This is a genomic window from Aeromonas sp. ASNIH8 (assembly GCF_002919855.1).
Taxonomy (GTDB): domain Bacteria; phylum Pseudomonadota; class Gammaproteobacteria; order Enterobacterales; family Aeromonadaceae; genus Aeromonas; species Aeromonas caviae.
In genome coordinates this window covers 31,438-54,631 of record NZ_PQLN01000022.1, presented here as the reverse complement: position 1 = coordinate 54,631, position 23,194 = coordinate 31,438, and the positions used below count along the sequence as shown (strand labels likewise).

The 23,194-nt window shown below is 61.7% G+C and carries 20 protein-coding genes and 2 tRNA genes; 13 read left to right on the top strand and 9 right to left on the bottom strand.

What is annotated here, in order from left to right; translation table 11 throughout:
* Positions 1-152 precede the first annotated feature (152 nt).
* Together C3418_RS08170 and C3418_RS08165 are read right to left on the bottom strand one after the other, a co-directional pair.
* Positions 153-431: a peptidylprolyl isomerase gene (locus tag C3418_RS08170; protein WP_010674120.1), complete on the bottom strand. Its 279-nt coding sequence runs from the start codon at positions 429-431 to the stop codon at positions 153-155.
* 59 nt (positions 432-490) lie between these two features.
* Positions 491-886, bottom strand: coding sequence for a hypothetical protein (locus C3418_RS08165; protein ID WP_010674121.1), 396 nt, complete (start codon positions 884-886; stop codon positions 491-493).
* A 536-nt stretch (positions 887-1,422) separates the two neighbouring features.
* Here C3418_RS08165 and C3418_RS08160 point away from each other — a divergent pair.
* Positions 1,423-3,198, top strand: a complete 1,776-nt coding sequence (locus C3418_RS08160) for an autotransporter assembly complex family protein (RefSeq protein WP_029314252.1) — start codon at positions 1,423-1,425, stop codon at positions 3,196-3,198.
* 76 nt (positions 3,199-3,274) lie between these two features.
* Positions 3,275-7,048: a translocation/assembly module TamB domain-containing protein gene (locus tag C3418_RS08155; RefSeq protein ID WP_029314254.1), complete on the top strand. Its 3,774-nt coding sequence runs from the start codon at positions 3,275-3,277 to the stop codon at positions 7,046-7,048.
* Between the two features lie 204 nt (positions 7,049-7,252).
* Here C3418_RS08155 and C3418_RS08150 read toward each other — a convergent pair.
* Positions 7,253-7,337: transfer RNA gene (locus C3418_RS08150), tRNA-Tyr, on the bottom strand.
* A 31-nt stretch (positions 7,338-7,368) separates the two neighbouring features.
* Positions 7,369-7,453 (bottom strand) — tRNA-Tyr (locus tag C3418_RS08145).
* Between the two features lie 126 nt (positions 7,454-7,579).
* Here C3418_RS08145 and C3418_RS08140 point away from each other — a divergent pair.
* Positions 7,580-8,092, top strand: coding sequence for a VC2046/SO_2500 family protein (locus tag C3418_RS08140; RefSeq protein ID WP_010674125.1), 513 nt, complete (start codon positions 7,580-7,582; stop codon positions 8,090-8,092).
* Between the two features lie 63 nt (positions 8,093-8,155).
* On the opposite strand, the gene hpf is transcribed toward C3418_RS08140, so the two are convergent.
* Positions 8,156-8,488: a ribosome hibernation-promoting factor, HPF/YfiA family gene (hpf, locus tag C3418_RS08135; RefSeq protein ID WP_010674126.1), complete on the bottom strand. Its 333-nt coding sequence runs from the start codon at positions 8,486-8,488 to the stop codon at positions 8,156-8,158.
* 392 nt (positions 8,489-8,880) lie between these two features.
* Here hpf and C3418_RS08130 point away from each other — a divergent pair, with 392 nt between their 5' ends.
* From C3418_RS08130 to yciA, 5 genes are all read left to right on the top strand, one after another.
* Positions 8,881-11,400, top strand: a complete 2,520-nt coding sequence (locus tag C3418_RS08130) for an EAL domain-containing protein (protein WP_010674127.1) — start codon at positions 8,881-8,883, stop codon at positions 11,398-11,400.
* Between the two features lie 83 nt (positions 11,401-11,483).
* The gene (locus tag C3418_RS08125; protein WP_029314258.1) at positions 11,484-13,400 is read left to right on the top strand and encodes a transglycosylase SLT domain-containing protein; all 1,917 of its coding nucleotides are present in this window, start codon (positions 11,484-11,486) and stop codon (positions 13,398-13,400) included.
* A 178-nt stretch (positions 13,401-13,578) separates the two neighbouring features.
* Positions 13,579-14,577, top strand: coding sequence for a LacI family DNA-binding transcriptional regulator (locus tag C3418_RS08120; protein ID WP_029314259.1), 999 nt, complete (start codon positions 13,579-13,581; stop codon positions 14,575-14,577).
* Between the two features lie 247 nt (positions 14,578-14,824).
* Positions 14,825-15,637 (top strand): NAD-dependent epimerase/dehydratase family protein, encoded by an 813-nt coding sequence (locus C3418_RS08115; RefSeq protein ID WP_010674130.1) that lies wholly within the window; start codon positions 14,825-14,827, stop codon positions 15,635-15,637.
* 139 nt (positions 15,638-15,776) lie between these two features.
* The gene (gene yciA, locus C3418_RS08110) at positions 15,777-16,175 is read left to right on the top strand and encodes an acyl-CoA thioester hydrolase YciA (protein ID WP_029314261.1); all 399 of its coding nucleotides are present in this window, start codon (positions 15,777-15,779) and stop codon (positions 16,173-16,175) included.
* Positions 16,176-16,181: 6 nt separating this feature from the next.
* Here yciA and C3418_RS08105 read toward each other — a convergent pair whose 3' ends face one another.
* Positions 16,182-16,406, bottom strand: a complete 225-nt coding sequence (locus C3418_RS08105) for a hypothetical protein (RefSeq protein WP_010674132.1) — start codon at positions 16,404-16,406, stop codon at positions 16,182-16,184.
* 111 nt (positions 16,407-16,517) lie between these two features.
* Between C3418_RS08105 and C3418_RS08100 the strand changes: the two genes are divergently transcribed.
* Entirely contained in the window at positions 16,518-17,363 is an 846-nt protein-coding gene (locus tag C3418_RS08100; protein ID WP_029314263.1) for an endonuclease/exonuclease/phosphatase family protein, read from the top strand.
* 95 nt (positions 17,364-17,458) lie between these two features.
* Here C3418_RS08100 and C3418_RS08095 read toward each other — a convergent pair whose 3' ends face one another.
* Positions 17,459-18,709, bottom strand: a complete 1,251-nt coding sequence (locus tag C3418_RS08095) for a LysM peptidoglycan-binding domain-containing protein (RefSeq protein WP_010674134.1) — start codon at positions 18,707-18,709, stop codon at positions 17,459-17,461.
* On the opposite strand from C3418_RS08095, the gene C3418_RS24690 reads away from it, so the two are divergent.
* Positions 18,710-18,982: a hypothetical protein gene (locus tag C3418_RS24690; RefSeq protein ID WP_010674135.1), complete on the top strand. Its 273-nt coding sequence runs from the start codon at positions 18,710-18,712 to the stop codon at positions 18,980-18,982. It abuts the gene before it with no gap.
* An 87-nt stretch (positions 18,983-19,069) separates the two neighbouring features.
* On the opposite strand, the gene gloB is transcribed toward C3418_RS24690, so the two are convergent.
* Positions 19,070-19,834 (bottom strand): hydroxyacylglutathione hydrolase, encoded by a 765-nt coding sequence (gene gloB / locus C3418_RS08090; RefSeq protein ID WP_010674136.1) that lies wholly within the window; start codon positions 19,832-19,834, stop codon positions 19,070-19,072.
* 78 nt (positions 19,835-19,912) lie between these two features.
* Between gloB and C3418_RS08085 the strand changes: the two genes are divergently transcribed.
* A complete protein-coding gene (locus C3418_RS08085) occupies positions 19,913-20,635 on the top strand; it encodes a class I SAM-dependent methyltransferase (protein ID WP_010674137.1) in 723 nt (240 codons plus the stop codon).
* 6 nt (positions 20,636-20,641) lie between these two features.
* Here C3418_RS08085 and rnhA read toward each other — a convergent pair whose 3' ends face one another.
* Positions 20,642-21,106 (bottom strand): ribonuclease HI, encoded by a 465-nt coding sequence (rnhA, locus tag C3418_RS08080; protein WP_010674138.1) that lies wholly within the window; start codon positions 21,104-21,106, stop codon positions 20,642-20,644.
* Between the two features lie 75 nt (positions 21,107-21,181).
* Between rnhA and dnaQ the strand changes: the two genes are divergently transcribed.
* Both dnaQ and C3418_RS08070 read left to right on the top strand, forming a co-directional pair.
* The gene (dnaQ, locus tag C3418_RS08075) at positions 21,182-21,916 is read left to right on the top strand and encodes a DNA polymerase III subunit epsilon (RefSeq protein WP_010674139.1); all 735 of its coding nucleotides are present in this window, start codon (positions 21,182-21,184) and stop codon (positions 21,914-21,916) included.
* Positions 21,913-23,163 carry a TIGR03503 family protein gene (locus tag C3418_RS08070; protein ID WP_010674140.1) on the top strand — a complete coding sequence of 417 codons (1,251 nt, stop codon included), beginning with the start codon at positions 21,913-21,915 and terminating at the stop codon, positions 23,161-23,163. The genes dnaQ and C3418_RS08070 overlap by 4 nt, the downstream gene beginning before the upstream one ends.
* Positions 23,164-23,194: the final 31 nt, after the last annotated feature.

Here is a 23,194-nt window from a genome sequence, read left to right as displayed (position 1 = left end):
GAGCAGTTCAAGTTACCCGCCCGCCGAGAACGAAGTTACCCAAGGTGCATCAAAGCCAAACCACAGAAGTATGCGACGAGAAAACCTAGTAAAAACAATGCCAGTCAGGCTTAACTGACTGGCATTAGGCGTATACGCCAGCTCTTTTTCACTCAACTCCGATATAAAACTTTGATCAGGTGGAAGCCGAACTTGGTGCGCACCGGCCCCAGCACGGTCAGCAACTCCCCCTTGAACACGGCATCGTCGAAGGACTTGACCATGTCCCCCTTGGAGAACTCCCCCAGATCGCCGCCACGCTTGCCGGAAGGGCAGGTGGAGAAACGCTTGGCCATCTGGCTGAAGTCGGCGCCCTTGGCGAGCTTCTCCTTGATCTCCAGACACTGTTTCTCGGTCTTGACCAGAATGTGCTGGGCACAGGCTTTTTTCATCGGAATGCTCCTCGGCGAGGGGAAAGGGGGCGCAAGATTACTGCAATTGCGCCTCCGCGTCAGCCCCTCGGGCGCGAGACCCGGCTCCGGGGGCCGGTGGCCAGGGGGACCCTGGCCCGGGATTGCCAGAGGATCTCCAGCCCCAGCAGGGCATAGAGGCTCCAGATGGCCAGGGGATTGAGCCAGTTGCCCCCCATCTGCAGGGTGGCCAGGGCTGCGCTCACCAGCAGCAGGACTATGCCGGGCAGGCGCCAGTGGACAGGCAGGGGGGCGAGCAGGGCCATGCCCAGCAGCAGGGCCAGGCCAAAGGGCAGATTGAGCGCGGTGAAGGCGAGAGCCTGCTGGCCGTTCATGCCGGTCAGCAGGGCCAGCAGGGCGCTGCAGCAGGCCAGGAAGGTGATGAACTCGAGTCGGTCGGCGATGTAGTCAGCCAGTTGTTCGCTACGTAGGTGCATGGGGTCTCTCCTGCGATGATTGGGATCAGTGTGGGACAGGCAGGAGCGCAGGGGCAGCGGGATAAATCGATTGAATTGAACGAAGCTTTAGTGCCATCTATTCAAGTGATTGATTTAAACTTATTTTCCTGTTCAATAGCAGGCAGGGCGGGGAAGAGGGCACGGAGCAAGTCGAGGGGGACGGGTTGACGAAACCCGCCGGATGCGGGGTGTCCGACAAGGGTTGTCGCGAAGAACCGGACCCTGCTGCCAGCCCAAGGCCGCCAGGGGAGATCCGGCGTGGCGGGGCAGGTGGTGGCGTTTTGTTCACCCCTTGCCCGGATTGTGCGCAGTTTGGCTCCTCACACCCGGCTGGCTCCTTGCAGGGCCGAAGCGATCCCCGCACCGGGGGCGGCAGAGCGGCACGCAAAGGGGCCCCGAGCGTGGGATTTCGCCGTCGCGATTATGCTAGGATGAGCGGCACTCGCCCGGGATGAGTCTCGGTATCGTACTAAATAACACAATCTTTAAATCATGTTATTCGGGGAAAATGACGTTTGACAGGATGCTATCCTACTTTTCTCACCGGGAGCACTTCATCCGGGCGATCCCGTCGCCCCGGGCCCGGTCTCTTGCTGCTTGCCCTCGCTCTCTGGCTGATGGCGATGCCCGTCATGGCGGCCAAGTTGACCTACCAGATCAAGGGGGTCAGGGGAGAGCAGAAAGACAACGTCGAGGCCTACCTCAACGCCCTGCCCGTCTATCAGGAACGCCAGTACCGCCCCGCCCGCGCCAAGATCACCGAGAGCGTACAGAAGGCGCTGCAGGTCTATGGCTACTACCAGCCCAAGATCACCCTGAACCGCGACAAGAAGACGCCCGCCAAGGTGGTGATCGAGATTGAGCGGGGGGAACCCGTGATCATCTCGCGCCTCGACATCCTGCTGGAAGGGGATGCGGGGAGCGACGAGGTGTACAGCGAGCTGCTGGACAAGCTGCCCCTGAAGGAGGGAGATCCCCTCAACCACGGCAAATATGAATCCATCAAGGCGGATCTCGGCAGTCTGGGGCTGGCCCGCGGCTATTTTGACGCCAAGATCAGCAAGAGCCAGGTCAAGGTTTTCCCGGAACAGGGCAAGGCGGAGATCTACATCCTGTTTCGCTCTGGCCCGCGTTACCATTTCGGCGAGATCCGCTATGACGCGACGCCGGAGGCACTGCACCTGATCCGCCCGCTCATCAACATCAAGAGCGGCGACCCCTATCTGGCGATCCGTCTGGCGGAGATGTCCCAGGATGTCTCCTCCACCAAGCTGTTCAAGCAGGTGGACATCAAACCCCTGATCAGCCAGGCCGAGGGCAACCGGGTGCCGGTGCAGGTGACCCTCTCCAACCGGGTCGATCACGAGATTGAGACCGGTATCGGTTATGCCACGGACGTGGGGCCGCGCCTGAGTGCCACCTGGGAGAAACCCTGGGTGAACCGCTATGGTCACCGCCTCTCCAGCACCGCCAAGATCTCGGCGCCGGAAGCGGAGCTCAGCTTCGACTACCAGATCCCGGTGGGCAACCCGCTACGGGATTACTACTCCCTGCAGGCGGGCTATCAATACACCGACAACAACGATACCCGCTCCGATCTGGCCACCTTCGGGGTGCACCGCTGGACACGCCGACCGGAGAGCTGGGACAGGGACGTCTTTGTGCGCCTGGAGAACGAGCGCTACGTCCAGGGTCAGGACGAGGGGAACAGCCTGCTGCTGATCCCCGGTGTCTCCTGGTCACGGCTGCGGGTGCGCGGCGGTCTGGTGCCGGATTGGGGGGATCGCCAGCAACTGACGATGGAGTTCTCGAGTCCCTATTGGGGGTCCGACATCAGCTTCATGCGGGTGTGGGGGCGCAGCAAGTGGCTGCGCACCCTGGGCGAAGATCACCGTTTCCTGATGCGGGCCGAACAGGGGGCCATCGTCGGGGATGATTTCTCCCTGGTCCCCCCCTCCCTGCGCTTCTTCACCGGCGGCGATCAGACGGTCCGGGGCTACGGTTACGAGACCATTTCGCCACGGGGGGACGATGGCAAGCTGACCGGCGGACGCTACACCAGCGTCGGCAGCCTGGAGTACAACTACCGCTTCAGCGAGAAGTGGCTCGGCGCCCTGTTCGTGGACGCCGGGACCGCCACCGTCGACTACAGCGAGGCCTGGAAGATAGGCACCGGGGTCGGGGTGCGCTGGGTCACCCCCATCGGTCAGGTCAGGCTCGATCTGGCGGTGGGCATCTCCGAGGAGGACAAGCCGCTGCGGCTGCACTTCGCGCTGGGGCCGGAACTATGACCCGGCAACCAGGCGCACATCCTCTTCTTTCTCTTTTCTGGCCGCTGCGGCTGCTTTCCTTGCAGGGGTCTGCATCGTGATCTGGGTAAAACGCATTTTCTTGTGGCTCATGGGCCTCTTCTTCCTGCTGCTCATCGGCGTCAGCCTGCTGGGCTTCACCCATCAGGGCAACAAGTGGCTGTGGCAACAGGCCAGAGCCGCGCTGCCCTCCCTCAAGGGGGAGCTGGTGGCGGGGCAACTCGGGTATGGCTGGACCTTCGAAGGGGTTGGCTGGCAGGACGAGCTGGTGGATGTCACCGTGGAGCGGGCCGTGCTGGACTGGGATCTGGGCAAGCTCCTGCAGGGCAAGCTCTGGATCAAGTCTCTGGCGGTGACTCGCCCCATGGTCCGGGTGGCGGAGTCCGAGCCGGTGCCGGAAGAGCCGTCGGAGCCCTTCGTCTGGCATCCGTTGCCGCTCAAAATCCAGGTCGACAGCCTCAAGGTTGCCGATCTCGATGTGGCGGTGCCCGGTGTGACGATCACCCTCAAGGATCTGGACATTGGCGCCGCCCTGGATCGCGCCGGGCTCATCGTGCGCGGCCCCGTGCTCGATGGCCTGAACGTGGTGCTGGCACCGTCCCCGGTGGAGGCGGCCAGTGACAAGGGCGCCAAACCGGCGGATGAGAAAAGCGCCACCCTGGCGGTCGGCGAGGGCAAGGCTGCCCCCGGTGACAAGACGCAGGCCGCAAGCAAGCCCGAGCCCATGGTGCTGCCGGCCGTGCGCCTGCCTTTCCCCATCCAGCTGGAAGGATTACAGGTCACGGCGTTTCGCTATCAGCAAGGTGAGCTGGTGGAGGGGCTCGACAACCTCTTGCTGTCGGCCACCGCCGAGGAGGAGCGCATCGACATCCGGGAGCTCTCCTTGCGCCATGCCATGGCAGATCTGGCCTTGAGTGGTCAGGTGCGCCTGCACGAGGATTACCCCCTCGCCCTGACTCTGGATGCCAAGGCGCGTCAAGGGCTGCTGGACGGGGAGCTCAAGGGGGAGCAGGTCAATCTCGTCCTGGACGGTTCTGTGGGCAAGCTTGGGCTGGCACTCAAGGCCAAGGGGCCGGTGGGCGCCAATCTCAAAGGATCCCTTGCGGCCCTCGACCCGGATCTGCCCTTCGATCTGGCGCTGGACTGGAAGAGCCTCTCCTGGCCCCTGCACAAGCCTGCCAAGGATGAGCCCAGCTATCGGCTGGACAAGGGTACCCTGAGCGCCAAGGGCAAGCTCTCCGGTTACCAGTTTGCGCTCAACACCGCCGGCAAGGGGACCGATGTGCCCCCCTTCAAGGTGGCCCTCTCGGGCAAGGGGGATCTCAACCAGCTGAGCCGTATCGAGCTGCTGCTGGGGGCCCTCAAGGGGGAGCTCAAGCTCGACGGCAAGCTGGCCTGGAGCAAGGGGGTCCAGTGGCAGGGGACGACCGAATTCAAGGGGATCAACCCGGCGGAGCTGGTGCCCGAGATCAAGGGGGCACTGGCGGGCAAGATCACCAGCCGTTTCGATCTGGATGAGGCGGGCCACTGGCAGCTGGCCCTGCCCGAGCTCAAGGTGGATGGCAAGCTCAACCAGTATCCTCTGGCCTTGCAGGGCAGGCTCAGCGGCAACGACAAGATGGAGTGGACCATCCCGGCCCTGGCGCTGCAAAGCGGCCCCAACCGGCTGCAGGCCAAAGGCTCGCTCACGACCCAGGCCTGGAAGCTGGATGCGGCTCTGGATGCGCCCAAGCTTGGGGGCATCTATCCGGGTCTGGGAGGGGACATCAAGGGCCAGGTGCGCGTCACCGGCAACCAGCAGGCGCCGCGCGTGAATGCCGATCTGGTGTCGGGCCGACTCGCCTACGCGGGCACCGTCCTCAAGGAGACCGTCATCAAGGCCAACGCCCTGGTCGGGGAGAAGCCCGCCGGTGAGGTGGCGGTGACGGTGGCGAGCCTGGCGCAGGGGGAGACCAAGCTCTCGCAAATCGCCCTGAACCTGAGCGGCGATCTCGATCGCCACGGGCTCACCTTGACCATGAAGGGGGATCCCCTGGCGGCAGACCTCAGCCTGAATGGCAGCCTGCGCGGTGACCACTGGCGTGGCGCCCTTGCCGAGCTGAAGCTCAAGACCCCCCTCAAGCGCTGGGCGCTGACCGCCCCCTGGTCTCTGGACCTGGATCTGCCGAAACAGCAGCTAACCATGGGGGATCTCTGCCTCGCGTCCCAGAAGGCCAGTCTCTGCGTCAAGGGGAGCCGGATAGCCCAGTCCCAGGGCAATCTGGAATTTGCCCTGAACGAATTTGATCTCAAGCGGCTGCGCCCCTGGTTGCCGGACAATTTCCGCTGGCAGGCGGTGCTGTCGGCCGACGGGCGCGCCAGCTGGCGCGGCAACCAGCCGACCCTGCACGCCACCGTGCGTACCACGCCTGGGACCTTCGTCGCCGACGAACTCAAGACCGACTACCAGCGCCTCGAGCTTGGGATCGATTTCGAGCGCCAGCAGGCCGCCATCCGGGTCGATTTCGCTTCCGAGCAGATCGGCAACATCGACACCGATCTGCTGATCCGGGATCCCGCCGGCCGCGGCAACCTCGGCGGTCAACTCAGGTTTGACGATCTGAAGCTGGCGACCTTTGCGCCCCTCATTCCCGAAGTGCGCTCCCTGCAAGGGGTCATCTCGGCGGATGCCCGCTTCGACGGCACCCTGGCTGCCCCCCTGCTGTATGGCGAGCTGAACCTGAAGGAGGGGGAGGTTCAGACCCACTCCGACATGGTGACCCTCTCCAAGCTGGTGACCCGCCTCAAGATAGATGGCAACCGGGCCGAACTCGACGGCTCCATGATGGTGGGCAAGGGCCCCCTGGTGCTGGGGGGCTGGCTGAGCTGGGCCCAGCAGCCGGTGACCGGCAGCCTCACCATTCAGGGCAAGGAGTTGGAAGCCCAGTACCCGGGCATGGGCCGGGTCAGGGTGACACCTGACATCGCCATCTCTCTCGGGGAGGAGACCAGGGTGACCGGTCAGGTGGACATCCCCTGGTCGCGCATCCTGGTCAAGAGCCTGCCAGACAGCGCGGTAGCGGTCTCCGATGACGTCACCGTCATCTACGACGATCTGCCGCCGGTCCCCAAGGCAGCACCGCTGCCCATGGAGATCAGGCTCGCCATCCGGCTCGGGGACGACGTCCGCCTTGAAGCCATGGGACTCAAGACCAAGGTGGGAGGGGCCCTCAACATTCGCCAGGATCCCTCCAAGCCGCTCTCGGGCAACGGGCAACTGGAGCTCAGGGACGGGCGCTTCAAGGCCTATGGCCAGAACCTCATCATCAAGGAGGGGTGGATCCTCTTCTCCGGTCCCATCGATCAGCCCTATCTCAACATCGAGACCTATCGGGATCCGGACACCATCGAGGACAACGTGACCGTCGGGGTGCGGGTGACGGGGCCGGCCGCCAAGCCGAAGATCACTGTCTATTCCGAACCGCAGATGGCGCAGTCCGAACAGCTCTCCTATCTGTTGCGGGGCAAGGGATTGCAGACCAGCGGCGAGGATGGCGGCTTCAACGGCCTGCTGGTGGCGGGGGCCGTGAGCCAGGCGAGCGGCGTGGTCTCCAGCATCGGGGAGTCCCTCGGCATGAGCGACGTGGCCCTCGATACCGCAGGCAGTGGCGATGACACCCAGGTGACCCTGTCGGCCTACCTGCTGCCCGGCTTGCAGTTCCAGTACGGGGTCGGGGTGTTCAGCCCCATCGCCGAATTCAAGCTGCGCTACGAGCTGATGCCAAGGCTCTATCTGCAGGCCATGAGCGGGATGGCCCAGGCGGTGGATATCTTCTATCGCTTCACCCTGTAAGGGGCGCGGATGACAAGACAGATGCCTGGGGGGACGCTTATTCCCCCCTGCCCGACCTGCTGATGACAGCTGTCGCCAGCAGGTTCGGGGTGAGAGCGTGCATATATTGACGGGAGGCCTGGCCTCCCGTTTTTTTGTAGAAGAAGGGGATTTGTGGAAGGCAGAAAAGCGAAAACCCGGCACAAGGCCTGGTTCTCTGAAAGATGGTGGAGGGAGAAGGATTCGAACCTTCGAAGGCAGAGCCGTCAAATTTACAGTCTGATCCCTTTGGCCGCTCGGGAACCCCTCCACGGGGCATGACCTGATTGTGCGCACTTGAATGGTGGAGGGAGAAGGATTCGAACCTTCGAAGGCAGAGCCGTCAGATTTACAGTCTGATCCCTTTGGCCGCTCGGGAACCCCTCCCCAAGTGCGAGGCGCATACTAACAGATCTGTCGCGCTTGTGAACCCCTCTGCCGGGATTTTTAATGCTTAAAGGATCGGGTTGATGGCCGATAAGCAATGAAACCTTCATTTCCAAGATTTATCTCATGCTGCCCAGTGCGATTCGTGACCGCTTGCTCGTGGATGAGGCCCAGTTGGGCCAACGGCTCAACCAGGATCTCCGTGCGGGGGACCGTGCCGACTTCAGGCTGCATCTGGCGCTGCTGACTGATGCAGTGGAAGAGCAGCCCTGGTTTGATGCCCCGCCCAAGCCTGCGTCGGGTGAGCTGGATTGGCGCTCTCGTTTCGGTCTGATGCCCCGGGCGTCCCTGCAAGGCGGGGTGGAAGAGAGCGATGCCACCAGCCTCAACGAACGTCTGCAACAGGGCGGGTGCATGACGGATGTGAGACTCTGGCTGGCGCTGCGCTCCCCGCCACTGGTGAGCCGAACGCCCGCGCTGGATCCCGCGGTGTACGACAACCTCTCGGCACTGGGTCGCGAGCGATGGCAGGCCCGACCTATGGGCGCTGACCCCAGGGAGGAAGTTCCGCTGATGATGCTGCCGCTGCTCGATGAGCTTGCGCAAGGGGTGGATGCCAGGCTGCGCTGGCTGGGGTGACGGCACGGTAGAATGCAAAAAGGCGGGATAACCCGCCTTTTGCTTTATGAGTGGTGAACCTTGTCAGGCGTCTGCTTCGTCCGGTTGAGGCACTTCCTTGCCGGCGGCACGACGGGCGATGGGTTTTTCCGTGTGACGGTTGAGCTGGCGTTCCAGCTTCTGGCCCAGGTCCGTGATGGCGGCATAGAGATCCTCGTGCTCTGCCTGCGCAAACAGTTTGCCGTTGGGAATGCCGATAGTGGCTTCGACGATATACATCAAACGCTCTTTGGAGATGATCACATGGGGTGTGATAAGAGGCACCTGAAGACGCTCGAGCTTTTCAAAACGGGATTCAATGCGCTCGCGGATGGCTGGGGTGATGTCGATGATTTTACTGGTCATTTCGATTTTCATAATGGCCCCCTTCGGGTCGTCTTGCTTGTGTCTTCACCTCCAGATTACCCATGTCGCCAAATCAAAATGTGATCTATGTCACGAAAAATCCCCTTGGGAATCCCGCTGTCCATAAATTGTGAGCTTTTCCCGTTTCATGCCAAAAACCGCTTGAGCTCAGTGAAACAGGCAGGCAGTATCAGCAAATAGGATCGTTTCTGTCCCCCCTCGGCAGCGCCTTGTGTCGACCCGATGTTTGGTTTTTGCCGCATAGTCTCGAATTTTCTCCACCCACATCGCCTCATCGCATCGCAAAATCATTGCCATGCGCCGGTGGAGATATGCGCGCAAACGGATATGCTTTTCTGCAGGAGTCGGGGTGGATAACGTGGTTGTAGTGGTTGGAGTCGTAGATGAAGCAGCAAGCCACCCAGATGATGTGGTTTTATGATCGGCAGCATGGGCAATGGAGCCTGTCTGATCATGTCTCTTGTGAACCCTGGGCAGGGGAGGGAGCCCACCCCTGGGCCACCCAACTTGAGCGGGAAGATGAAGCGGGTTTCGCCGATTTTCTTGCAAGACTCCACGATTCCGGCCAGCCTGGCCAGTTCATCGGTCACCTGCGCGATGAGGACGGCAAGATACACCATGCGCTCTGGTACGGTCAGTATGTGCCTGCACAGGGGCTCTGTTGTGGCTGGCTTGCCCCCCTTGAAATGATGCATCGCGAGATGGATCGCGCCGACTCCCCCGCAGGCGTGACACCGCCGCTTCCCATGTTGCAGGCCCCCTTGCTGGCCAAGCTGGCGCAGGCGCTCTCCGCCAAGACGGGGCTCGATTTTTGCCAGACCCTGGTCAACGAGCTGGCCCATATCCTGGGAGCCACTGCCGTCTGGCTGACGGAGCGGGTCGGTCTCGACAGGCTCAGGGTGCTGGCGAGCCACGGCATCGACGTCAAGGAGTATGCTCTCTGTGACATGCCCTGCCAGCAGCTCTATCGCCAGGGGGCCTCCTGCGCGGTCCCCGTGAGTGAACCCCTGACCGGGTATCCTGACCTGCCCCCGGGCCAGCACTATTACGCCCAGCCGCTGCTCGATCGCAACGGTCAGATCCTGGGTCATCTCGCCCTGCTGTTCCCAAGCCAGACCCGGACCACGGATCTGGACTCCGTCCTGACCATCTTCTCGGTGCGCATGGTGGCCGAGCTGGAGCGCCTGCAGAGCGATGCCTTGATGCGGCTGTCTGCGGTGGCCTTTGAAACTCACGAAGGGATCATCATCACGGATCCCGAGTTCAAGATCCTGCGGGTCAATTACGCCTTCAGCCAGATCACCGGCTTTGACAACCAGGGGGTGATTGGTCTGCATCTTGGCAACGATCTCTGGTCGGGGCTGGGAGGGCTGGGTTACGAGCTCAACGCCCTGGATCGCTGGCAGGGGGAAACCCTGCGCCTGCACGCCGACGGTCACGCCTATCCCCAGTGGGAGATCGTCACGCCGGTGCAGGATGAGAAGGGGGGGATCAGCCACTATGTCATCTTCTTCGAGGATATTTCCGAGCGCAAGGCGGCGGAGCGCCGCATTCAGGATCTCGCCTTCTATGACGAGCTGACCGGCCTGCCCAATCGCCGTCAGCTGCACGAAACCCTGACCCAGGCGTTCACCGATGCAAATCGCAGTCACCTCATCGGGGCCCTGCTGTTCATCGATCTCGACCACTTCAAAACCATCAATGATTCCCTGGGTCACGCCACCGGCGACTGGCTGCTCAAGGAGGTGGCCAGCCGTCTCAAGCGGCTGGTGCGCCAGGGGGATTGTCTGGCCCGTCTCGGCGGCGACGAGTTCGTGTTGTTGCTGCCCGCGCTCTCCATCAGCCCGCCCCAGGCGGAGATGCAGGCCGACCTCATCGCGGAGCGGCTGATCGGGGAGATCGCCGCCCCCTATGATTTCAGAGGCCAGGTGCTGCACATCGGCGCCAGTGTCGGCATCACCCTCTTCCCCGGTCGGGAGCAGGAGGCGGGGGATCTGCTCAAGCAGGCTGACACCGCCATGTATCAGGCGAAATCGGCGGGCCGCAAGACCCGGCGCTTCTTTGATGCCTCCATGCAGTTGCAGGCCGACCGGCGTCTGCACATTCACAACGAGCTGCGCAGTGCCCTCGACAATGGGGAGCTGACTCTCCACTACCAGCCCCAGCACATGGTAGCGGGGGGGGAGATCATCGGTGTCGAGGCGCTGATCCGCTGGCAACCCCCCGGGCGTGCCCTGGTGTCGCCTGCCGAGTTCATCCCCATTGCCGAGGAGACGGATCTCATTGTCGACATCGGTAACTGGGTATTGCACGAAGCCTGTACCCAGTACGTCTCCTGGGAGGAGAACGGGATCCACGTCCCCCAGCTGTCGGTCAACGTGAGCGCCAAACAGTTCCATGCTCCCGACTTTGTCGATCGCATTCACGACGTGCTGGCGGCCACCGGCATGGATCCCGCCTGCCTCAACCTGGAGATCACCGAGTCGGTGGTGCTGGGTCATGCGGAAGACACCATCAGCAAGATGGCGGAACTCAAGACCCTGGGCATAAGCTTTGCCATCGATGACTTCGGGGCGGGGTACTCTTCCCTGAGCTACCTCAAGCGGCTGCCGGCGGACGAGCTCAAGATCGACCGCTCTTTCATCCAGGACATTCCCAAGGATGGTGACAACATGGCCATCGTCGAGGCCGTGATCGCCATGGCCCGCCACATGGGGTTCAACGTGACGGCGGAGGGGGTGGAGTCCCGCCAGCAACTGGAGTTTCTGCAGGCACAGGGCTGCCATTTCTTCCAGGGATACCTCGCCTCCAAGCCGCTCCCTGTTTCCTACCTTGAACGCTATGTCAGCCGCCAGGTACGCGGTGATCGCCCCGTCTGCACCGATAAAAATAGTGTGGCGTAGCCCCCGTGCTTAGCGGGTAGAATGAAGGTATGTCACCACCGCACTTTGACGGTGGTTATGCCTTCAAGGGGAGAATGCCATTCGTGAAAGTCGTGCAGGGAATCATCTTGTCTGCGCTCTGGATGCCGGGGCTGTTGGCTCCTGCCTTCGCGCAGACCATGGAGCAGTCTCTCTATCGCCAGGCCCATGAGGCCGTGCGTGCCAATGATCAGGTCAAATTCAGCCAGCTTCGGGCACGCCTGATCCACTATCCGCTGTTGCCCTATCTGGATTACTACCAGCTTGCGTTCCGTCCCGGGGCGGCAGACTACAACGATGTGACCCGCTTCATCCGCCAGCACGGGGACACCCCCCAGTCCAACCGGCTCGAGCGCAGCTATCTCACCTATCTTGCCCAGAGCCAGCAGTGGTCCCAGTTCCTGCGCTTCTATCCGGCCAAGCCAAGCTCCACCGATCTGCTCTGTCAGCACTATCAGGCCCGCTACTACACGGGGCACCAAAGTGAAGCCCTGCAGGAGGCAGGCAAGCTCTGGTTGAGCGGTCAATCCAGGCCCGATGCCTGCGATCCCCTGTTCCAGCTCTGGCAGCAGGCAGGTCTGCGCACTCAGGAGAAGATCTGGGAGCGTATGAACCTGGCTTTCGAGGCCCAGAACCCCAACCTCATTCGCCACCTCGGGGCCCAGCTCGGCAGCGGCATGAAGGGGTATGGCGATCAGATGATCGCCCTGTATGACCAACCCGTGCGGGCGATGAATCCTGCCAACTTCACGGCGGCGCCCCCGTCGCGGCATCTGCTCTCCCTGGGGCTGGCCCGCTACGCCAACCAGGAGCCCGACGCGGTTCTGCGCCAGCTGGGGGAGATGACCCGTCGCTTCGGCCTGAACCATGCCGAGGTGAGTCGGGTGGAGAAGGCGGCCGCCCGCCGCCTGTTGCTGGACCGATCTTCTGACCAGCGCGCCTGGCTGGATACGGCTCTGGTGCGGCTCAAGGATCCGGAGCTGGTGGAGCTGCGGGCCCGTCTTGCCATCTGGGAGCAGGATTGGCGCGGCCTCGAAGGCTGGGTCAAGCGGATGCCCATGGGGCTGCAAAAAGAGGATCGCTGGCGTTACTGGATGGCGCGCTCGCTGGAGAAACAGGGGCGGCAGAAACCGGCGCGGGACCTCTATCTCGAGACTGCGAGCCTGCGCGGCTTCTACGGCTTCATGGCGGCCCAGCGCACCGGTGTGCCCTATCGCATGAAGAACCAGAGCGTGGCGCACAAGGTGCCGGACTGGCAAAGTGCCAGCCGCCGCTGGCCCTTCCTGCTGCGGGTGCGTGAGCTGCTGGCGATGAACGAGATCACGGCGGCCCGCTCTGAGTGGATCCACAACATGGATCGCAACAGCGTGGCCCAGCGCCTGGAGTTTGGCCACATCGCCCTCAACCAGGGCTGGCACGAGCTGGCGATCCTCTCCAGCATCCGTGCCGAGGCCTGGGATGCGCTGGACCTGCGCTTCCCGCTGCCCCTCAAGCGCACCTTCTCCCAGATGGCACAAGAGCGCACCATGAACACCAGTCTGCTCTACGCCATCTCCCGTCAGGAGAGCGCACTCTATCCCCTGGCCCAGTCACCGGTCGGGGCGCGGGGGTTGATGCAGCTGATGCCTGCCACCGCGAAAGAGACGGCCGGCAAGCTTGGGGTGCCCTATCGCAACGAGCAGCAACTGTTCGACCCGGCCATGAACATTCGACTTGGCAGCGCCTACCTCAAGCGCCTGCTGGATGTGTATGACGGCAACCGGATCCTGGCGGCGGCGGCCTACAATGCGGGTCCTGGCCGGGTCAAGCGCTGGCGCGAGCAGAGCGACAACAAGCCGATGGATGTCTGGGTGGAGAGCATCCCCTATCGGGAGACGCGCAACTATGTCCAGAACGTGCTCTCTTTCGATCTCATCTATCAACACAAGCTGCAGCAGCCCTTGCGTTTCATGTCGGAACGCGAGCTGAATCACGCCTATTGAGTTCGGGGGGCAGTCGTTGTGGCGGCTGCCTCCCATTCTTGCCCCAAAATGGTTATCATCCCTTAAGCTTTGTTACAAAAGGAAACCTGCCAGGTGATCGGGCGCCGCGTCTTGGTCTGTCAGGTTCGATACAATGCCCGATCATCACTGACAGGCTTTTCCAACAAAGGAATCGAGAGTGGCAACGATCAAAGATGTGTCTCAGCTGGCGAATGTCTCCATTTCGACAGTGTCTCGAGTGATCAACAACACGGCGCAGGTGGCGCCCGAGAAGCGCGAGGCTGTCCTCGCGGCCATGAAGGAGCTCAGCTTTCGTCCAAACAGCTTCGCCCAGGCCCTGGTGAGCAAACGCTCCAACTGTATCGGTGTGCTGGTGGGGGATCTGTGTGGCGGCCCCTTCTTCGCTCAGATGATGCGCGGCATCGAAAGCATGGTCGACAAGGCGAACAAGTTCACCATCGTGGTGTCCGGCAACCACGACGCGGCCCGTGAGCGGCACGCCATCCAGGCGCTGCTGCAGCGCCAGTGCGATGCCTTGATCCTGCACAGCAAGGCGCTGCCTGACGAAGAGCTCAGCGAGCTGGCGTCGGGCACGACCCCTATCGTCTTCATCAACCGTCAGGTGCCAGGCTGCGAGGATCGCTGCGTCTGGCTGGACAACCAGGCCGGCATCACCACGGCTTGCCAGCATCTGCTGGACGCGGGACATCGCAAGATTGCCTTCGTCACCTCCGATGACGAGGAGTTTGTGGATGGTCAGCAGCGGATGGCCGGCTATCGCTTCGCCCTGCAACGGGCAGGTATCGAGCTGGATCCTGCCCTCATCGGCCGTGCCTATGCCGATGAAAAAGGTGGCTATGTGGCCATGAGCGAGCTGCTGGCGCGCGGCGTCGAGTTCAGCGCTGTGCTTGGTTTCAATGATGCCATGGTGGCGGGGGCCATCTCCTGTCTGCTGGAGCGGGGTTACAAGATCCCCCAGCAGGTCTCTGTGGTCGGTTTTGATGACATCCCCTATGCCCGATACATCTATCCCAAGCTCACCACGGTACGTTACCCCATCGAGGAGATGGGAGAGCGTGCCGCTGAGCTGGCCCTGAGGCTGCTGGATCACAAGCCGGTAGAGGGATTGGCGCTCAAATTCGAAGCCGAACTGGTACGGCGGGAATCTGTGGCCTGAGTCATGAAGTTGGCCCCGTGCGGGTCGACTTTTTTGCAAAACAGTGAAAGCGCTTTCAGAAATCCTTTTCAACTGTGATCCGCTTCAAAGCTTTTTGACCGCGCTGCCACTAGGATAGGCCCACGAATTAGGAGCGTGCGCTCCCGATTTTCCCGCTGTGGGAGGTAACCGGTTAATCCGGCTATTTCCTTCGTTACTTTCGACGGTCATCATTGGATGGCCGTTTTTTTTTTGTCAGGATCCGGGTATGACGAACGAATTTGAGTATCAGACGGGTATCGTGGGCGCCGGCTGGCTGGGTTTGCCCCTGGCCAGGGCATTGCAAGAGCAGGGGCAATCTGTCGCGGTGACGGTCAGTACGGCCGAAAAGGCTGAACGGCTGCGGGGGGAGAGTATTGCTGCCTGGCCGCTGTTGCTCACCCCTGACATGGGGTCACTGCCTTTTCGCTGTCATGACCTGGTGATCTGTGTGCCCCCCAGCAAGACCGGTGATTACCCGGCGTCCGTGGCCAGCCTGTGCCGACAGGCGAGGGAGGCGGGTGTTCAGAGGGTTCTTTTTATCAGCGCGACTTCGGTCTGGGGGGCCGGACAGGGGGAGGAGGATACGCCCGCTCCAGCCCATGACAGAGGCTTGCGGATGCGGGCGGCCGAGCTTGCCGTGCTGGAAGGGCATGTTGACTGCGCCATGATCTTGCGCCCGGCCGGACTCTATGGTCCTGACCGTCACCCCGGCCGTTTTCTGGCGGGCAAGACGCTGGCCGGGGGAGGCCAGGCTGTGAACCTGGTGCATCTGGACGACGTGGTGGCCGCCTGTGAGCTGATGCTGGCCCAGGGGCAGGATGGGGATGCCTACAATCTGAGTGCCCCCGTTCACCCGCGCCGGGAGCAGCTCTACCCCTTCGCGAGCCGCCTGCTCGGGCTGGTGCCGCCGCAGTTCGTTGAGCCGACGGGGGAGTTTGCTCCCATCGAAGGTCAGCGCATCTGCCAGCAGCTTGGTTTCGTCTATCGCTGGCCGGATCCGGCCCACTGGTTTGCGGACGGGGCGGCCTTGAAGGGTTGAACGGGTCGTCGCCATCCGGGCCCCGGAGTCGGTCATCTGGCGTGCAAACCAGATACGGCGCGCGCTCCGGGACAATTGAGGTTTGCCAAGGGGGGGATCGCCCCCTATCATGCCGCCATCCATGATAAAGAGAGCGGTAATGATGGAAGAGACCAAGCGCCACCCCGATGGGGAGCTGTTGCTGAGAACCCTGGCAATGCCAGCCGATACCAACCCCAATGGCGATATCTTCGGCGGGTGGATCATGTCCCAGATGGATATAGGTGGGGGCATCATGGCCAAGGAGCTGGCAAAAGGGCGCATCTGTACCGTCTCGGTGGAGGGGATGACCTTCCACAGCCCGGTCAAGGTGGGTGACGTGGTGTGCTGTTACGGTCGCTGCCTCAAGATTGGTCGCAGCTCCATGCGACTCAAGCTGGAGGTCTGGGTCAAGCCGGTATTGCGGGAGAACGAAGCCCAGCGGTACTGCGTGACCGAGGGCGTCTTCACCTATGTGGCCATCGACGATCAGGGCAAATCCCGCCCCGTCCCGGTCTGAGTCTGCTCAGATGAGCCGGGCATTGATGATGGATATTTCCTGCTCAAGCCCGGTTTTTTGCCGTATCATGCGCTCCAGCATCTCTTCCGACCCCACGCACTGCCGGGTGTCGAACAGACAGAGATCACATTGGGGATCCCGCCTGATTTGATAGACGGTGGAAAGCTCCACTTGATGACAGGTTCCCTGTTGATCGTAAAATGTCACGCGGTACTGGTGCTGTCTCGCCATCGTTGAATTCCTTCTGGATGAGTCGGGCCGGACACGAATAATGAGACTAGTCGGCGACCGTGGCCTGTGTGAGGGCCATGTCGTCTTGCAGAGGCAGGTGATTGTTAGCCAATGAAAAATAGTTATCGGATTCTGGGAACGTCCCTGCTGACGTTGGGGCTGGTCGGTTGCTTCGAGGTACCGGATCAAGATCATCTGGTGACTGCGGCAGGTATCATACCTGGCGCAAGCTGTGACAGACCACCTCTGGTGGCGCTCGCCTCCACGGCCTTGCCGAGGGAATTTGGCATCACCGTCTGGAACCTCTACAAGGGACAACGCAAGAACTGGCGGGAAGGGCTGGATGAGTATGCCAAGTCCCAGGATCTGGTGCTGCTGCAAGAGTCGGCGACCCGGCCCGAGATGCTGGACTGGCTGAAGAGAGGCGATTTCCAATGGCAGCAGTTGCAGGCCTTCACCCAGGGAGGTGTCTCCTTTGGCGTGATGACAGTGGCGAAAACGCCGCAGGCGTTTGTCTGTGGCGTCCGTTCCCCCGAACCCCTGCTGCGTATCCCCAAGTCAGGTCTGGTCAGTCTCTATCCCTTGCAGGGGGATCCTGACGGCGTGCTGGTGGTGAATCTCCATGCGGTCAATTTCGAACTGGGCATGGCGACCTTCCGCGAGCAGCTCAACGATCTGACTGCGTTGATCCATCGCCACCAGGGGCCGGTCATCCTGGGCGGCGATTTCAACACCTGGAGCGACAAGCGCGCGTTCTGGTTGAACAAGCTGGTGGGCGAGCTTGGCCTGCAGGAGGCCATACCTGTGCCTGATCTGCGTCGCACCGCTTTTGGCCGCCCGCTGGATCACCTCTACTATCGCAATCTGGATCTGGTGGAGGTGAGTTCACCGGCTACCGATGCCTCTGACCACAACCCCATTCTGGCGCGCTTTGCGGCCCAGGCCATCACTCCCTGAGTCATCCCTCAGGGGAGAGCGGCGTCGCCGCTGGTTCATGCAGACAAAAAAATACCCCGCATCAAGCGGGGTATTTTTTGGATTGCGACGAGCGATCAGCTGTTGTTCTTCACGAACAGGGTCAACTCCTGACCCGGCTTGAGATAGTCACTCTTGCCGAGCTGGTTCCAGCGCATCACATCGTTGACGGCGACCTGGAAGCGGGCTGCGATGGAGGAGAGGGAATCACCGCGGCGCACCTGATAGACCATGGACTTGTTGCTGCTCTTGCCCTGCTTGGGCCAGACCACCAGCTTCATGCCAGGCTTGAGGGCCGACTTGGCGTTCAGGCCGTTCCACTTGGCCAGGTCGGCGTGGGTGACCCCGTGTGCCTGGCTGATGCTCCACAGGTTGTCACCGGAGCGCACCTGATAGTTCACCTTGCCACCACTGCGGCTGGCGAGCTGCTGTGGCTTGCTCTGGGCAACCTGGGTTGCGCGCCCGCCATTGGGGATGATCAGGCTCTGGCCACGGCGCAGGTTGTTGCCGCGCATGTTGTTGGCCAGCTTGAGCTGTTGCACGGTCACCCCGTGATTCTGGGCGATCCGTGACAGCGTATCACCACTGGTGACCTGATAGGAGCGCACGCCACGGGTACGTTCACGCTGGGGCAGATCGGCCAGGGCCAGCTCCAGGGTGTCGGCGTACTCGACGGGGACCAGCAGGTTGTAAGGGCCCTGCGGTGAGGTCATGCCACGCTTGAGCGCAGGATTAAGCGCCTTGAGCTGGGAGGCGGAAACGCCAGCCAGCTGGGCGGCCACGTTCAAATCAATCTGACCACCGGTATTGATGGTTCGCAATTGCGGCTTGTTGGCCAGCACCGGCAGGGTGACATTGTATTTGTCCGCATTGCGGATCATGTCGGCCATGGCCAGGATCTTGGGCACATACATCCGGGTTTCGCGGGGCAGGTCCAGCGACCAGTAGTCGGTCGGACGACCAGCCCGTTCGTTGCGGGTGATGGCGTTGCGCACCCGACCTTCACCGGCATTGTAAGCGGCCAGGGTCTGCAGCCAGTCACCGTCGAAGAACCGGTTCAGGTACTCCAGGTAATCCAGTGCAGCATTGGTGGATGCCAGGACATCGCGTCGACCGTCGTACCAGTTGTCGTGGCGCAGGCCGAAATTCTTGCCGGTTGCAGGAACGAACTGCCAAAGACCGACCGCATTGCTGCGGGAGCGGGCATTGGGATCGAACATGCTCTCGATCATGGGGATGGTAATAAGCTCCATTGGCAGCTCACGCCGTTCGATTTCCTCTACCATCAGATACAGGTAGGGCTCAGCCCGGCTGGCAATGGTCGCCATATGCTTATCATTGCGCAACAACCAATCACGCTGTTGGCGAACCCGGGCATTATCGTGCGAGTCCAGCTGCATATCATCGCTGATACGCACCCACAGGTTATCAGTGTCATCCAGCTCTTCTATCTGTTCGTCGCCGAACAGCATCCGCGAAGAGTGTTTTTTGTACGTTTTCTTGCTGACTTGGGGGGATTTGATCGGCTCGATTGCCGTTACCGCCCGGTCATCCTGATGGCTCAGGTTTTGACAGCCGCTGAGAAACAGCGCTGCCAATAAGGCCGTTCGTAGCTTCATCTCGCTCAGGTCATCTGTGGAAAAACAGCTCGCATCATAAGGGGCAATGCCCCCCTGATCAAGGTTTGTTCAAAAAACGTCCTTCCAGGCCCGCAGAACAGCGAAGGTATCCTCTGGATTTTCCAAGCATTTAAGGGCGTATTTCTCAGCATAAAATTTTACCGAGTCCTGCTCGCAGCGCAGAAAAACATTGAAATTCCGCTCATCTCCCAGCCGGGAGGGGAGACTCGGGAGGCCCTGCTGACGCAGTTTGCTGATCACGCCGATCTGCCGCTGGATCGCCAGGTTGTCGGGCTCGACCGCATGGGCGAAACGCAGGTTGGAGAGGGTGTATTCATGGGCACAATAAAGGAGGGTCTCATCGGGCAGTGCCGCGAGCCGTTGCAGGGAAGTGTGCATCTGTGCCGGGGTACCTTCGAACAGACGGCCGCAACCGGCGCTGAAGAGGGTATCGCCACAAAACAGCATGCCCTGGCCGTAATAGGCGATGTGCCCCAGGGTATGACCGGGTACATGGAGGACATCCAGACTCAGGCCATGCCAGTTGATCTGATCCCCGTCGTCGAGCCACTGGCCGTGATGGTCCGGCATGGGGTCATGCTTGGGGCCATAGAGACGAGCGTGGGGGAAGTGTTGCAGCAACTCGGATACGCCCCCGACGTGATCGCGGTGGTGATGGGTCAGGAGGATGGCATCCAGCACCAGATCCAGCGCAGCCAGCCGTTCCAGCACGGGAGCGGCCTCGCCCGGATCGACGACCAGGCAGTGATTTTCATGACGGATCAACCAGATGTAGTTGTCGCTGAAGGCGGGAACTGTGATGACGGTATACATGGGTCGAGGTCTCTTGTGTTCTCTTTAAGGAAGGGATCTTATATAACTGGATGGCATTCGCCCCGAGTTGGTCCCATTATGCAACTGGCACGTACCGAACAACAGATCGCGCTTCCGACCAGTTGGTCCGCACTGCCCATGGGGGACTGGGTGGCCGCCGAGCTTCAGGAGCGCCTCGACAACTGGTGCCCCCACCTCTTTGGCTATCACTTGCTCAAGATAGGAGCCCTGAGCGCCGAACTCTCCTGCGGCTGTTCCACCATTCGCCATCAAATAGGTGTCGCTCCCGGCGGACGGCTGCTGGACATCCAGGGGGATCCGCTCGCCTTGCCGGTGCGATCGGGGAGCGTGGATGCCTGCCTGCTGGCTCACTGCCTCGATTTCTCGCCGGATCCTCATCAGGTGCTGCGGGAGGCAGAACGGGTGCTGACCGACGATGGCTGGCTCATTGTCAGCGGTTACAACCCGCTCAGCCTGGTGGGGTTGGGCCACTATCTGCCCTTCATGCGGCGGCATCTGCCCTGGTCTGCCCGCATGTTCACGCCCGCACGGGTGACCGACTGGCTGCAACTGCTCGGCTGCGAGGTGATGTTCGACGAGCGGTTCGGTTTCTCCTTCATGGGCAGGCAGAGCAAGATCGGCTGGTGGCGGGAGAGTCTGGGGCGGGACTATTGCCGCTCCCTGGCGTCTGTTTACGTGATTGCCGCCCGCAAGCGGCGTTTCCCCGTTACTCCGGTGCGTCGCCGCTGGCGGCTGCCGGAGTCGATGGCCGCGCCAGGAATGGCGCGCCAGGGCGGCTAGCGGGCATCAGGGCTGGTAGCCGCTGTCTTCGGCAAGCTGCTTGCCGCTGGCGGCCTCACGGGCAAGCTCGTCACAGCGTTCGTTTTCCGGGTGGCCCGAGTGTCCTTTCACCCAGAGCCATTCGATCTGGTGACGGGCCACTTCCGCATCCAGGGCCTGCCAGAGATCGACGTTCTTGACCGGCTGACGGTTGGCGGTCATCCAGCCCTTCTTCTTCCAGCCGATGATCCATTGGGTGATCCCCTGGCGCACATACTGGCTGTCGGTGGTAAGCCGCACCTGGCAGGGTTCGTTCAGGGTCCGCAGCCCCATGATGGCGGCCATCAGCTCCATCCGGTTATTGGTGGTCAATCGAAAACCTGCGGAGATCTCCTTGCGATGCTTGCCATAGACCATGACGGCACCATAGCCGCCGGGGCCCGGGTTGCCTAAGCAGGAGCCATCCGTGAATAAATCAATCTGTTTCAACATGAGCAATCAATCTGTTTTAGCGAGAGGCTTGGGGTAAACTAGCGAGTAAAACCGAAGTTTGACATGGATTTGATCATGAGCACACCCCAACTGAATCGCCAGATCATTCTGGATACCGAAACCACCGGCATGAACACCGCGGGCGGCCCTGTCTATCTTGGGCACCGCATCATCGAGATCGGCTGTGTGGAGGTGATCAACCGCAAACTCACCGGCAACCATTTCCACGTCTACATCAAGCCGGATCGGCTGGTGGACCCCGAGGCCATCGCCGTGCACGGCATCACGGATGCTTTCCTGGCTGACAAGCCCTCTTTCAACCAGATAGCGGACGATTTCATCGAGTTCATTCGCGGCGCCGAGCTCATCGCCCACAACGCCCCCTTTGACGTGAGCTTCATGGACTATGAGTTCAGCAAGCTCGGTCTGAACTTCAAGACGGCGGATATCTGCGGCATCACGGATACCCTGGCGATGGCGCGGGATCTCTTCCCGGGCAAGCGCAACAACCTGGACGTGTTGTGCGATCGCTACGGCATCGACAACTCTCACCGTACCCTGCACGGCGCCTTGCTTGATGCGGAGATCCTGGCGGACGTCTACCTCCTGATGACGGGTGGCCAGACCAAACTCAATCTGGCGAGCGAAACCAGCGAGAGCGAGACCAGCCAGGATACCGGCATTCGTCGTCTGGAGAGCAATCGCCCGCCGCTCAGGGTGGTTCGCGCGAGCGACGAGGTGGCGGCTGTCCATGAAGCGAGGCTGGATCTGGTACAGAAAAAAGGAGGTGCCTGCCTGTGGCGGCAATGAGATCGCTTTGGGGGCTGCTGCTGCTGGCCTCCCTCCCGGCCGCGGCCAACGAGGTGTTTGCGCCTTCCGACATTCCTCTGCTCGACAACCGCTTTCGCATCGATTACGGCGTGAAGGAGATCACCTTCATCATCAAGCGCAAGCCGGGGACGCCTTCGGTGATCTTGGTGCGGCCCGATGGCAGCAAGCTCTATGTGGGCAAGGTCAAGCCGCCCGACGTGGGCTGGTTGCCCCTCAAGGATCAGGATCTCATCACCATCCGCGACCCCATACCCGGCCCCTGGCAGGCGATCGGAGAGGTGGACCCCGACAATCGGGTGCGCCTGCTCACCGACATCCAGGTCGAGAGCGAGCCGCTGCCGGCCCGCCTCTATCAGGGTGAGCGTGTCAAACTGCAATCCCGTCTGCTGATCGATGGCGCGGCGCCTGGGGCGGGTTACTACCTCACCGATCTGGGCATGACCGTCAAGCTGCAGCAGTTCAACGATGCCAGCCAGAGTAGCGATCCCGTGTTCGAGGAGACCCTGGGACGCTACATGGATGATGGCAAGGGGGTGGACGAAGTGCCGGGGGACGGTATCTTGACCGCCGAGGCGGTACTGGACGTCCCTGCGGGAAAATACCGAGCCCTCTTCAGCACCGGCAATGAGGTCTTCTCACGAGCCCAGTCACAGCAGGTGCTGCTCTACCCCTGGCCGGTCAGCTATTCCCTGAATCCCCCCTCCGGGGAGGGGGGAGCCAAGCTCTCTCTGGTCATCGATGTGGATGAACTGGATCCCGCCTCCGTGGTCATCCAGGGCAAGGCCATCGACGGCGGCGGCAGTAGCATGACGTTCAACGAGGTGGCGACAGCACCGCGTTTTGGCGTGGATCTCTCCGCCCTCAAGGCGGCAGGGCAGTACAAGGTGGAGGCCACCCTCTTTGGAACAACCCGGCTCGGTCGCGAGGTGCAACTGCAATTGCCGGCCAAGTCGTTCACCATAGCAACGCCTCCCCCCCCTCCCGCACCCTCTGCGGCCATGCCCGCATCCGCCGCCACCCCCGACCGGTTCGAGGAGCGGGAGAGTCCGGTCTGGCTGCCCTGGGCGCTGGGGGGAGGTGGCGTGTTGCTGCTCTTGCTGGGGGCGGGTGGTTTCATTCTGCTGCAAAAGCGCCGCACTCTGCACAAGGCGATGGCGGCGCAGAAGGCGCAACTTGAAGAGACGCCAGCAACCCCCAAACTGGATCTCAATCTGCCGGAGCAATAATTCCGCGCACATTGCAAAGAAGCCGCCCAAT

Excerpts from the sequence above, each read along its gene's own strand:
- C3418_RS08170 (WP_010674120.1), bottom strand. The coding sequence starts at position 431 with ATGAAAAAAGCCTGTGCCCAGCACATTCTGGTCAAGACCGAGAAACAG.
- C3418_RS08165 (WP_010674121.1), bottom strand. The coding sequence starts at position 886 with ATGCACCTACGTAGCGAACAACTGGCTGACTACATCGCCGACCGACTC.
- C3418_RS08140 (WP_010674125.1), top strand. The coding sequence starts at position 7,580 with ATGCTGCCCAGTGCGATTCGTGACCGCTTGCTCGTGGATGAGGCCCAG.
- hpf (WP_010674126.1), bottom strand. The coding sequence starts at position 8,488 with ATGAAAATCGAAATGACCAGTAAAATCATCGACATCACCCCAGCCATC.
- C3418_RS08130 (WP_010674127.1), top strand. The coding sequence starts at position 8,881 with ATGAAGCAGCAAGCCACCCAGATGATGTGGTTTTATGATCGGCAGCAT.
- C3418_RS08115 (WP_010674130.1), top strand. The coding sequence starts at position 14,825 with ATGACGAACGAATTTGAGTATCAGACGGGTATCGTGGGCGCCGGCTGG.
- yciA (WP_029314261.1), top strand. The coding sequence starts at position 15,777 with ATGATGGAAGAGACCAAGCGCCACCCCGATGGGGAGCTGTTGCTGAGA.
- C3418_RS08105 (WP_010674132.1), bottom strand. The coding sequence starts at position 16,406 with ATGGCGAGACAGCACCAGTACCGCGTGACATTTTACGATCAACAGGGA.
- C3418_RS08100 (WP_029314263.1), top strand. The coding sequence starts at position 16,518 with ATGAAAAATAGTTATCGGATTCTGGGAACGTCCCTGCTGACGTTGGGG.
- C3418_RS08095 (WP_010674134.1), bottom strand. The coding sequence starts at position 18,709 with ATGGCGACCATTGCCAGCCGGGCTGAGCCCTACCTGTATCTGATGGTA.
- C3418_RS24690 (WP_010674135.1), top strand. The coding sequence starts at position 18,710 with ATGCTTATCATTGCGCAACAACCAATCACGCTGTTGGCGAACCCGGGC.
- gloB (WP_010674136.1), bottom strand. The coding sequence starts at position 19,834 with ATGTATACCGTCATCACAGTTCCCGCCTTCAGCGACAACTACATCTGG.
- C3418_RS08085 (WP_010674137.1), top strand. The coding sequence starts at position 19,913 with ATGCAACTGGCACGTACCGAACAACAGATCGCGCTTCCGACCAGTTGG.
- rnhA (WP_010674138.1), bottom strand. The coding sequence starts at position 21,106 with ATGTTGAAACAGATTGATTTATTCACGGATGGCTCCTGCTTAGGCAAC.
- dnaQ (WP_010674139.1), top strand. The coding sequence starts at position 21,182 with ATGAGCACACCCCAACTGAATCGCCAGATCATTCTGGATACCGAAACC.
- C3418_RS08070 (WP_010674140.1), top strand. The coding sequence starts at position 21,913 with ATGAGATCGCTTTGGGGGCTGCTGCTGCTGGCCTCCCTCCCGGCCGCG.